We start from the raw sequence: 11,911 nt of genomic DNA on the forward strand, positions 1-11,911 counted from the left end.
AGATGCTCGAAAACTCCTTTCGGAAATAGGGAAACAGTTTTTTGACTCTAATGGTAATGATGTTTTTTCACCTCTTCGCTGTTATGTGAGTCGGCCTACTAAGGTTGGGATGGTATGGCAAAGAGTACGGGTGTTAGCCGATATTGCAGATGTACGTATTCATGACTTACGTCATACTTTTGCCAGTTATGCGGTGCTGGAAGGTTATCCGCTCCCGATGGTCGCTAAGCTCCTTGGTCATAAACGTATCTCTTCAACACTTCGTTATATGCATGTCAGTGAGCACCATGTGACAGAGGCAGTAGATACTCTGGGGGCGGTAATAACGGGAATATTAGTCGAGCCTAAAGAAGTACAGCCCAGAAAACGAAAACGTACCACAAAGGCATTGAAGGCAGACAAACCTAACCCCGAACCAAAGGCAATAAAAGGGGAGTTCAACATTTTGCCAGAATTAACGGATGAGCAGATAAGTGATATTAGAGCTGAGTTGGATTTTTTGAGTTGGTAGTTATTTTGAATCACTATAAAGCCACTTTTTGGGAGTGGCGCCTTAGTGCCACTACGCCTTAGTGCCACTACTCTAAAACGTTTATGCCCCATTGTGTGTTTCAACAATTAGATAGATGGTCAAATTCAACAACCTTTTACTTGTGTTCTCTTACGCTTTTTCGAACACACCGTTTGGCCCAAAACGATGACCATCGAGCGGTTGACTTGTCCCTCATAAGAGGCAGGTCACAGGTTCGAATCCTGTTGGGAGCGTCATATTAAAACGGCTAGAAAGCTAGTGGCTGATAGCCCTTTGTTGTTTCTGGGTTTCGCTATCTAATCGACGTTAATTTTGTTCGAACAATTATTCTCAACGTTTCTACGATAAGTAGAACACCCCCAAAACTCACCATACTTACCACGCCTCAATTTCATCTCATTACCACAATTCAAACACATTGGGCGCTCATGTTCACAACTGGAGTTAATGCAAACTTGATAATCATCTTTGGTTTCACGACTCATGGCACTACCGCACTTATCACAAGGCGTTTCCTTGTGCTTACAACGTGGGTAAAGTGTACAAGACATAAACTTACCATATTGGCCAACTCGTGGCTTGAGAACGCCAACTTTACAAGAGTGACAAACCATTTTGTCCGCATTCAGTTGCGTTAAGGAAGTATCAAACTCATTAGTCTCTACTGGATAGTTTCCTTTAATCAGCTCTGTAACAAAGTCACTTGCATCGGTCATGTCCGCGATTAAGTATGCTCTGTGTTTCGCACGGGTTAGCGCCACATAGAATAATCGCCGCTCTTCTGCGTGTTCAAACGTATCTCCTTGCGGTAATAACGCATTAATAAGCGTAGGGGTTTGTTTCTCCGAGGGGAAACCATGTTTGCCTGTTGTCAGTCCCATAACCACAACATAGTCCGCTTCTTTACCTTTAGAAGCGTGGAACGACTGGTTCTCAATGTCTAACATATGGTAACGCTGCCTTAACCACTGTAGGTAATTAGCATCTGGCATTTGGTACCAAAACCTTGCTAGTAAATAGACTTTGTTTTTATGTGGCGAGTTGGATTGGTGTACGTGGTTTGCAATCGATGTTAACGCTTTATCTAATGCCGTTATCCCTTGTTCCTCGGTTCCCTGTCGAATGACGCTTACCGCTGGTTTGCTAACCTGAACTAAAGACTTAATCTCTTTTTTAAGCTGAACGGGGTTTTGAGTAACAAAACGCGTTGCCACATCTCCGATAGCGCTATTAAACCTGAAGGTCATATCAAGCGTTGTTTTAGACGCTGCACCGAAGTACTTTTCAAAGTCTGTCGTTAAGCGAACATCAGCGCCACTAAAGCGATAGATTGCCTGCCAATCATCACCCACACAGAATAACGAAGAGTTTTCTTTATTGTCTCGAAGTGCCTTTACAAGCCTTGCCCTAGGCTCTGAGATATCTTGAAACTCGTCAACGAGTATGTAACTCCAAGGCGACTCGAATTGACCTGTTTCGACATACGACAAGGCTTTTGAAATCATATCGTTAAAATCAATCACGTTCTCTTCTGAAAGGTAATCTTGGTAGCGCTGGTACAATGGCATCAACAATTCCAAAGCCTTAGCTGTTTGCTTGGGGTCTAGAGAGTTTTTTATTATTTTTTGAATACCAATTTCATCAAGACAAGCAGCTTTATACAGATCAACTAACGAACCTAAAAGGCGAGCCAGTTCTGTGACTAGGCCTGTGTTCTCTAAACTTTCGAACAACTCATTATCGGGCAGTGGATTTGTATTCACTTGGCGAGTGATTAGCTCTCGCTCCAAGATTTCTAACATCGAGCGATTTCGGTGTTGATGGTAATACAGTTCAACATACCCTGTTCCATACTTGGAATGCGTTTCTCTCTTCCACTTAATGCCTTGTTGGTATCTCTCTTTATCGATATATGGTGGAGGGTTTCCGTTTTCATCCGTACCGTAATACTCAATATAAATATCATAATCTGGAAGATAGAAGTCGGGTTCGTACTGTCGGTATTGCTCCGTAGCTACATCGATTCGATACTTAGCTTCGTATTGATAATTGATGCCTTTTCTATAAAGCCAGTTGGCAATCACCATTTCACCAAAGCTTTTAACCTTCTCGCCTTTCAGCGTGCGGATATCGTTATCATTGAGATACTTTAAGTGTTCGCCTTGGGTTTTGAACTCAAATGGATCTTTATCTACGAAATAATACGCACTGAAATAATCTAGTAACGCTTTCTTATAGCTAACATTTTGCATCAGAGAGGCAATAGCCTCATTCATCCACTTCACTTTTGCGCGTACGTCACTTTCCAAGGACGATAAACTTGGCGCCTTGCCTTCAACTTGTGAAATAATCTTCACGCCCAGACTATGAAAGGTACTCGCTTTTACATCTTCAAATCCTAGTTTTTCCCTGATGCGCTCATCAATCTCTTCCGCAGCTATTCGACCATACGCCAGCATCAAAATGTCGTTTGGTTGCGCTTGCCCGCTTTTCACTAGGTAGCCAGTTTTACCAACCATTACACTAGTTTTACCTGTACCAGCTCCAGCTAAAAGAAGGTTATTATCATTGTCGGTGATGCAAGCAACTCTTTGCTTAGTGGTGAGCGGGTTAGATTCCACGCTGTTAAAAAATGAATCAAAAGCGTTAAGCTCGCGCTCCACATACTCACTTCTAATACGCTCAACATCCGCCGTTTTCCAATTAGCAATGCGACTTACCTGGGCTGCTGTATTTTTTGCGGAGTCGGATAGACCCGAAGCTTTGTTCCAACCTCGCCACCGCTTGTGTTCTGTTTTGGCAAAGCTCTGTATGTTCTGTATGGATGAGTCGCGAAGAAATCTGGATTGGCATTGATTCTCCACTGAATCTAAGAACCCAACCAAATGCTTTGCATTTTGATTAGCCCAGTGAGGAAAAAAATTGTGTGGGTATTTAAAAGGGAGTAGATAGCTTAACATAGAGAAGCTGTGTTGCTTACCGCCAACACTAAAGCTTAAGCAACCGCCAGCGATTGTAGCTTTCAAACTTGGGGCGCTATCCAAATCCTCCCATTTGAAGAAACTCACCTCTCCGCCTGAATCAGCTCGTATACCTGCATCACTGATCTCAACGACAAGCTGATTCTTGAAAATTCGACCGAAAGAGTTTGTGGTAAGTGTCCACTGCGTCATTATACGCTACCGCCTAAAGTGTGATTGCCTCGTAAAGAGGCATAGTCTAACTTATCGGCAGAGTACTAGTACTTGAGTGTCATCAATTTTTACAGTTAATCGATTCAGAACTCAAAGACAACAACATAGAACTGTAGTGGTTCATAAAAATTGGCTAATGAGATAGGGTTTGGCCATATTCTCATGCAAATGGGTTTAGTGTTGTTTCGATTCGTAACGCGACATTGCCCCATTTCCTTCTCAGCACGAAAATCAACCCACAATCTGTGATTGTACGTTTGCCTTACCTGTAGTTATTCGAGTGCATGCAATAGTTTAGTATCCGTAATATAATTATGGCCTTCAATACACCAATCAAATAATCTAATATGAAACTTCTAAAAGTAATAATTACCATTGTTGTTGTATACAACATTACGTCTTGGGTTTTCGATAAAACTAAAAAAGAAGAATGGATGAGCTTTGTGTATCCAAATGCCAATAATTTAACTATTGACAGATTCGGTGGAACATTCAGTTCGCTTTCTGCATGTCGTGCAGCATCGCTAGATATACTAGAAGACCTAAATGCAACTAACTATGGTGACTATGAATGCGCACTTAATTGCGATACTTCGGGCGGCAAACCATACATTTGTGATGAGACCTCAAGGTAAGTTGCGTACAATTTGTATACAAACTGTTTAAGAGCGATTCGCAACGCTTGGCACTTTCTAGCTCGAAAGTGCCCCTTTCCAAGTTACACTTGCTTAGATTATCTGTTCACCAAACTACTAATTGACTGACTTTTTCTAATGCTCATAATATGTAGGGAAATTTTTACGATTCAGTATGTTAGTGAATTAAGGAGTACATATGGACTTTCTAACAAGCACTCTTTTGTCGGGTGTACTGTATGATGGCTTTAAAAAAGGGGTTGCAATAACTTCTGACTTTTTGAAGGAAAAGCTACAGGGGTGGCTTTTTGATGATGAGTTGTTGGAAAAATTAGCAGAGCAAGTCAATGCTCTTGAGTTACAGGACTACGGTGAGCACGTAATTGAGCGTAAGTTGAGCGAGTCTGGTGAATTACAAGAGATTTTAAAACTAATTAAACCTGAACAAAATACCACGATTGGTTCAGTGACTCAGAACCATAGTGGTTCAGGCGACAACATTGTAGGAAACAAAACTGTTTACCATAAATAGGTAGGTTGTGTGATGGTGAATCAAGAGCATAGTGGCCTAGGCGACAATGTTGCTGGTAACAAATACGAAAACATAATTCGTAGTGTTCAAACAAGAGATCTCGGTAGTGTAATAGACAATATCATGCGTGATGTCTGCTATAGGGAGTTGGAAAGAGCAGCTGAGAAGCTTGACGTTCTTAAAGGGATAAGTGCTTTAGAGCGTGATGTCCAGTTGCTTCTAACAGCTCTAGGCGTCAAAGTTGAGTTAGTGAGTGGCTCTGAAGCACCATCAAAGAATGACCTTCTAACACTGTTAAAACATAACGACCTTCCAAACAATGTTTGGGAGGTCGTTACTTCGATACTTATTGATTTAGAGTCACGCACTTCAGAAGGTTTAGCCAGAGAGAGGTATTCAGACTTAAAAAGCGATAGTTTCTACATTAAAGAAGTGTTCTTCGAGCACCTCTCATCTAAAGAAGAATTAGAGTCATGCTACCGCAATGCGAACGTCTATGACTTGTCTGAACAGGAAGTTACAGGCTTAGTTCGTGGAGCCATTCGGGTTGAAGACTTTGAGTTTGCTTTTGAGTTAGCTCAACAATTAGATAATTATTTTTCATCAGCTAATTCGAAAGCTCTTTTGTTCTATACAGAAAGCTGCTTACTTGTTACGCAAAATCAGAGCAAACACTACGTTTCACTAAGCAAACAAACGAAGGCTGATGTCGATAGGCTTGTAGCCCAGTTATTGATTGAAATCGCAGAAAAAGATGATCTCAGGTATATCGCAACGTTGACGAACCTACTTAGTTTGACCTTTTTCTTAGACAGTCGACTCTACGATGTAGCTAAGCAGTATGTTGATAGAATCCGAAATATGAACTCGACGTACGCTGACTTCATAGAGCAACTTTCTAGTGGGGGTAAAGCTGAAGAAGCCAAGTTTGAATTGGTTTCTGACTCATTGGATTTAGAACAATTTGCTCGTTTAGATTCTGCCCTAGAAAATGATCAGATAAAGGCTAAGGCTGTAAACAAGTGGGTAGAGAGTGGTGGAGAAATCCGCACTGGAGATGAATATATTAACTCCTTCTTCGACTTGTACCTGAGAGTATCGGTATGTCCAACCAATCATAAAAAAGAAGTGCAACTACTGGATGAAAGAGCTCAAGGTTTTCTAGATATAGATCCTGAGAAGTTTTATCGCATAAACCCTTATGCGGTATTACGGTTGTGCGAGAAGTTTCTAGAGCTTGATTTGCCGCTGAACGCAGTCAATTACCTCCAACCATTCCTTGACGATGAGGCTTGGGTATCTCCTATTTTTGAATGCTATTTGAGCGCTCTATTGGCAAGTGAAAAGTTCGACTTGTTCTTAAATCAAATTAAGCACTTAGGGGAAGAAGATAAAACTGTCTCAGTTTGTTTAAGAGAAGCTCAAGTATACGAACGCTTGGGAGAGTATGGATTATCAATTCAATCAGCTAGAGCTGCAATCGGCATCTCATCAACCAATTCATATGCATGGCATCTGTTGCTTCATGTGTCGAGAGCAGAGGGACTGGGCACAGATGAACTGAAGGGTATTGTTTTTGAAATCCCAGAAGAAATCTTTGAAACGTACCATAAATCAAAAGTCGCACTGGTTAACGAAATAGCAATTCATGTGGATGTAAGTCTTTCTGACAGAGTACTTGTTGATTGGTTTGTACAGCATCCAAATCAAGTAGCTGTACCACTAACTCAGATTCATGCAAATGCTTTGTGTGCTCGTCCTCAAGTTGTTGAAAACCCATATTTGCCAAATAAATGTGGAGATGGAATTACATACTCTGATGGTTTTGATACGTTCACTAGAATCCTTGTTCGTGATGTCGACATAAAGCATCCAGATTTATTGGATATAGAGTCTCCATTGGGGCAAATCTTAGAAGATGCGCAGGAAGGAGACACCGTAGGTGAAATCACGGTAATTCAGCGCATTTCTCCCTATGTTGCAGCCTTTAGGCTAGCTGCAACAATGCGTAGTAGTAGCTACGATGGTACGGATGTTTTCAGGCAGTTTTCTTTACCTTCAAATCAAAGTGAATGGATTCCCTATTTTGAAAATATAATGAGGCGTTATTCTTCCGAAGAGAAACGGCGGGATGAAGCATTGCAGAATCCAAATGTACCTTTGACAATGCGAGGTAAATATACTGATCCAAGTAGTCCTGTTAGAGGGGCTGTTTCACACCTCACTTCGCAAAGTTCGACGCAATATATGGGACTGTTTAGTGGTGGGGAAGAAAAGCCAGATAAAGTAATCATCGACGTTTACACAGCGGTTTATCTTTCACTAATGGGGTTCACCTCTAGCTTCGGCAAGTTAGGTGTAGGAGTTGTTATATGTCAGCATACGAAGACGGTCATAGAAGCTTGGCTTGAGGATATGCTTAGAGATGATTATATGTCTATGGGGGTGTCAGATAGCGGACTTTACAGGATTACAGCAGACGATATCAGAAGAGACACTTTAGGTTTGATTGAAGGCTTACAAACAATACTTGAATATGCGAAGGTCGAAACCCTCAAACCAGTCGATACACCTGATATCTTAGTTCGGGTAAGGGATATGATCGATGAAACTGTTTATTCGACATTTCAACTTTCTTTTGCCAATAGTATACCTTTGCTATGTATTGATCATTTGATGTGTGAGCTTCTGTCTCGTTCAAGTTGCCCAGCAGCAGATATGAATTTATTGGTTTCGAGATTCCTGAACTCTTTGTCGATGGAGGAGAGAAAAAAAAGTATCGAATTAAGCTTGTTTGCTGGTACTCCTGTTCCAATTTTGTACAAAGACGTAATAGAGCTAAGTCGGTCACCTGATCCTTCAGATACATTCTTAGTATTTAAGTTCATGGAAAAGTATGGAGAAACGATCGATGCAACAGGGGCTCCTCTGAATTTTTTAGCAGAAATAGTGAGAAATGTTACAGCAGTAGCGTATATAGACGGGGTTATTTTAGAGGGGGGGAGGGCGTACAACCCGCGTTATGATGGTTACGCTGAGTACGTCTTTAATGCTTGTTGTCGTTCAGCCATGAAGACAATTGTAGGTGATACGGCTGAGCAAAAATTCGCTGCGCTAATACATAGTGTTATTGATACTCCAAGCCGAGTACGAAAATACGTCAAGTTGATATCTATCCTTGCTTCAGATTTTGCTATGGGGCACTTTTTGGATTTTGATGCGTGCAATGAAGCCTTGGCCTCGTGCCAGAAAAACGCAACGGTGCAGGATGAGAATTGAACTCGCTGGCGAAGATTGTACCCAACACTCTAGATTTTCCTAGAGTCAATATAACTCCTCATATAGAGTTAGTACGTAAGCGTCCAAGGTTTCAAGATACTTTTTTTAATCAGGTAGAAACGGTTTAGAGCTATATCTCTAAATCGTTTTGTCCAAAAGCTTCTCAGGTTGATTTTTTACCCGTGGCACTTCCTAGTTCGAAAGTGCCCCTCTACTGCTTAGTGCCTTTACTCATTCACATCCTGTTCATGCACTTTTGCCCTACTAAAAGTTATCCAAATTTAGCAAACCTAGAAGTATGACCCACAGAGCAACTTAACTCGTTATCCCTTTGACTAATCAATTGATTATAAATTGAAGTATTCAACGAAAGACTGCACTACTTCAGGACTTATTTGTTTCTGCGCCTTGAAATAATATACAACCATCACCATATCTTGATCGTCTATTTCACAGGATAACATTATGAATACTAAGAAAACCTCTAAATCAGTTGCTTCGAAAGCAGCTAAAGCCCTTTCTGACCCTAACGCTTCAAAGATTCAGAAATCACTAGCTGCAAGCGCAATGGCTCAAGCTGATAAGTCAAAGCAAACTGGCAAAGATATGGAGACTAAAGCCTCAAAGGTTCTTCAGTCAGACAAATACAGTGATGAAACAAAAGAATTCGCTGCTTCAGTATTAGCTCAATCGAACAAGAAACGATAGGAGGTTTTTATGTCAACGTGTCAAAGTGAACATCGACATTACCCTGAGTTTGAACAATTACCCCATGACCAAGGTGGTATGGGGCGTCATAAGTGCTGCGGTTGTGCTTATGAACGAGGTTACGCTCTGGGTCTAGAACGCCAAGAAGAACTCAATATCGATATTGACTCTTTGCCAGTTAGCCAAGCCGGAACAGTTCGACACAAAAGCCCTCACGCAGCGTTTGCAATAGGCTATCAAGATGGCGTTCGTGCCTCATACAATCAATAAGAGGTTTGAATGAAAGGTACCCTTCAGTATTACGATATCGATAAACTCGGCATTTACAAAAGAGGCTCTGATGAGCAGTTGTTTGATTCAAGTGAGGCTGTATTAGATTCATTAATTGGCTGGTTCAAGCAAAGACCCAATCTAGTAAACACGAGTACAAGAAAAGCTGATAAAGCAGTAGGACAATCGAACGTCTATTGTTATGACATCGATGGTGCAAATGGTGAGTACGTCTTTGTGCTTTGGAATGAGTTAACCAATGCTGATGACGAGATTCTTACTATATCGAAAGACTCAAAGCCTGGTAAAGCAAAGGTGAAGTCTGGTGTTGACTCCAACACAGTTATACCGGGCTTGCCAAGCTACTATTGGATTTCATTGAATCATGACCTTTTAGCAACAATTCACTATGACCACGCAATGACATCGCTTGTAGCTTTAAGAAACTACATTACCGGATATATGCAGAACTATTCAGAATTTGCAGTTACGCATAAAGATAATGAAGATAAAGTTATAGGCTATCGACATCCTGATGATAAAGATGGAGACTTGGGTTATTTCAAGCTTGACCTGAAGCGTAAAACTGATGAATCGACGATTGAAGAACTAACACAAAAACACGATAAAATAACTAAGATTGTTCGTAGAACTCAAAAACAAGCTGAAGACGTTGAACTTGTAGGTTGGTTTCATAATCTAGCGAGTCAAGCCGTTGGTCGTGGATTGCCTAAAGCCAAAGAAGTGCATGTTGAAGTTGAACTTGATTTTACGCCTGCGACCGCAAATGACTTTTTGGATATCGTAACAGCTTATCAAAAGGAAATTATTGACCCTGACAAGTACAACAACCTTGGTTTTGTGCTTAAAGGTGAGAGTGGTAGAAAGATTTTCTTAGATGGTAAGTATCTCAAAACAGAACACGCTTTCGAGATTCAACGTATTGGTAAAAACCCATTTGGTGCATCTGAGTTGCTTGATTACATTGGCACAAAGCAGGTCAGATTGGTACCTAGAAAACCTAATAAGAGAAAAGCAGCATGACCGATAAAAAAGCTAGTTTCGGCTGGCTAAAATTTGGTTTATGGGTAGCGTTTCTTGTTGGCTACGTAATTGTTGCCAACAAGTATCTATTTGATTTCGCATTTACTCTCAAAGTAGAGTTAATAAAATCTCAGATAGGAATATTAGTTAATGTATCGGCAATCTTGTTTGGTGTAATTGGAGCTTGGTTAGCTCTAATTTATCCGACTGCATTGCAAAAAGTACAAGGAAAGGAAAACATAGGGCTAGCTTTTAGTGGTGTAGACCTAAGCGTTCTAAAGAGCTTGGTACTGGTTTTGCTTTTTAGTACCACGTCGCTAATAGCGTCTTTACTTTGTGATTTAACATTAACTTTCTCAACGCACGCCTCAATAGTTCAGATAATTAGTGCGGGCAAAATTAAAGCAGTATGCGCGTTAATAGTTTGGCTCTTATTCGCAGTACAAATTTCTGCAATATCATCCTTATTGTTTTCGTCATTCAAACTGGTTTATGACTTGTTTATTAGTAAAGCATATACAGACCTACACCACTTACTTGGACGAAATAAAACCAAATAGTTGTAGGTTCCTTGCCAGAGGATCTTTTTTACTTGATCTGCCCGCTTAAATCAAACCCAGACAAAGATTGGTGATAAGGTGGTTTTTCCATACCTAAACTAATTTATTGACTGCTAATTTAGCAAAACCACTGATACGTTTCTGTCCAACAACGAGCTAGCTTAGATCTGTCGGGTGGACGACACTTGTTACCAAGTGCCGTCTCCCTAAGAACCCAGCGTGCAACTTTCACTGCACTAGGCTCAAGCCTCCACAAAGGCATCAAATGATACTCAGCAACTTATAAAGCAGTCGGAGCAGGTTCGTTCCAATAGTTACGAGCTAGCCTTTTGGACTTCCTTTTAGCCAAGTATTCTTGGTATTGAGGGTAAAATGGTGTCACTGCACTTCGGATTTTCACATGCCTTTCTATTGGCACTTTGGCTATTTGGAAGAGATTGAACTGGCAATCCATATCCATGATCTTCTGCCAACCGTGAAACTGCCACTGGCCTTTTCGGTTGATGAAGTATTTTAGGGCGATCCAAGTTTTAGACTTTGTTGGATGACGCCTTTTAGCCCAGTACCATCGTATGGAATAGCTTGTTACCTACATATCCGACTACCTGAAACTTGTCGTCGAAATACACGGAACGGGACGACTCTGTCTCTAAACTGAATTACGCAACAAAGCCCCTAAAAGTCATAAATTATCTTAAATGATTGTCATCCCACCGTTTATTACCCGATCTTCAGTAATCCTATTTTTAATATTAATATATAAAACCATGAATAAAATTATATCCATATATCTTTTTATCATCTTCCTGACAGGTTGTAATTCAGAACTATCAGAAGAGGTTGTAAAACCAACCTTAACGTTAGAACGAATCGATATTAGCGTATCCTCAGCAGGAACTCGGGGGACAAGTAAATTAACGCTGGCGAAAGGTAACAAACAAACTTTCATTGCAATAGGTCATTATTCTGATCACTCTTCAAAGGTGCTAACTGATTTAAGTATTTGGCGATCCAGTAACGAGAATGTTGGATATTTTGTAGAGTCGGGAAAATTAATAGGCAAAGCATTAGGAGTCCTAAAGATAACGGCCACTAAAGACAACGTCACCAGTAACACAGTGAGCGTGGAGGTCAGCGCTGCGGTCATCACCGCGATT

The 11,911-nt window shown here is 40.8% G+C and carries 8 protein-coding genes and 2 pseudogenes; 8 read left to right on the top strand and 2 right to left on the bottom strand.

The features are described 5' to 3' along the window. Positions 1-511 (top strand): tyrosine-type recombinase/integrase (locus AB6C75_RS21575; protein ID WP_372109189.1); only part of this gene is annotated, 511 nt, incomplete at its 5' end. A gap of 317 nt (positions 512-828) precedes the next feature. Here the strand turns inward: AB6C75_RS21575 and AB6C75_RS21580 are convergent. Next, positions 829-3,705, bottom strand: a complete 2,877-nt coding sequence (locus AB6C75_RS21580) for a UvrD-helicase domain-containing protein (RefSeq protein WP_372109191.1) — start codon at positions 3,703-3,705, stop codon at positions 829-831. 855 nt (positions 3,706-4,560) lie between these two features. Between AB6C75_RS21580 and AB6C75_RS21585 the strand changes: the two genes are divergently transcribed. The 6 genes from AB6C75_RS21585 to AB6C75_RS21610 all read left to right on the top strand — a co-directional run bounded on the left by AB6C75_RS21585 (position 4,561) and on the right by AB6C75_RS21610 (position 10,754). After that, positions 4,561-4,893 carry a hypothetical protein gene (locus AB6C75_RS21585; protein WP_102488852.1) on the top strand — a complete coding sequence of 111 codons (333 nt, stop codon included), beginning with the start codon at positions 4,561-4,563 and terminating at the stop codon, positions 4,891-4,893. Between the two features lie 12 nt (positions 4,894-4,905). After that, entirely contained in the window at positions 4,906-8,172 is a 3,267-nt protein-coding gene (locus AB6C75_RS21590) for a PIN domain-containing protein (protein ID WP_372109194.1), read from the top strand. A 465-nt stretch (positions 8,173-8,637) separates the two neighbouring features. Then, positions 8,638-8,880 carry a hypothetical protein gene (locus tag AB6C75_RS21595; RefSeq protein ID WP_102576638.1) on the top strand — a complete coding sequence of 81 codons (243 nt, stop codon included), beginning with the start codon at positions 8,638-8,640 and terminating at the stop codon, positions 8,878-8,880. A 9-nt stretch (positions 8,881-8,889) separates the two neighbouring features. Then, positions 8,890-9,150, top strand: coding sequence for a hypothetical protein (locus AB6C75_RS21600; RefSeq protein ID WP_011998876.1), 261 nt, complete (start codon positions 8,890-8,892; stop codon positions 9,148-9,150). Positions 9,151-9,159: 9 nt separating this feature from the next. After that, the gene (locus AB6C75_RS21605; protein ID WP_371716855.1) at positions 9,160-10,194 is read left to right on the top strand and encodes a hypothetical protein; all 1,035 of its coding nucleotides are present in this window, start codon (positions 9,160-9,162) and stop codon (positions 10,192-10,194) included. Beyond that, the gene (locus AB6C75_RS21610) at positions 10,191-10,754 is read left to right on the top strand and encodes a hypothetical protein (protein ID WP_011998878.1); all 564 of its coding nucleotides are present in this window, start codon (positions 10,191-10,193) and stop codon (positions 10,752-10,754) included. Before AB6C75_RS21605 ends, AB6C75_RS21610 begins: the two co-directional genes overlap by 4 nt. 280 nt (positions 10,755-11,034) lie before the next feature. Here AB6C75_RS21610 and AB6C75_RS21615 read toward each other — a convergent pair. Continuing rightward, positions 11,035-11,362: pseudogene (locus AB6C75_RS21615) on the bottom strand (group II intron reverse transcriptase/maturase); the annotation flags it as partial. Positions 11,363-11,521: 159 nt separating this feature from the next. On the opposite strand from AB6C75_RS21615, the pseudogene AB6C75_RS21620 reads away from it, so the two are divergent. Continuing rightward, a pseudogene (locus AB6C75_RS21620) lies at positions 11,522-11,911 on the top strand (hypothetical protein); the annotation flags it as partial.

Origin of the sequence: Vibrio sp. 10N.237.312.B06 (assembly GCF_041464685.1) — a bacterium.
Taxonomy (GTDB): Bacteria; Pseudomonadota; Gammaproteobacteria; order Enterobacterales; family Vibrionaceae; genus Vibrio; species Vibrio tasmaniensis_A.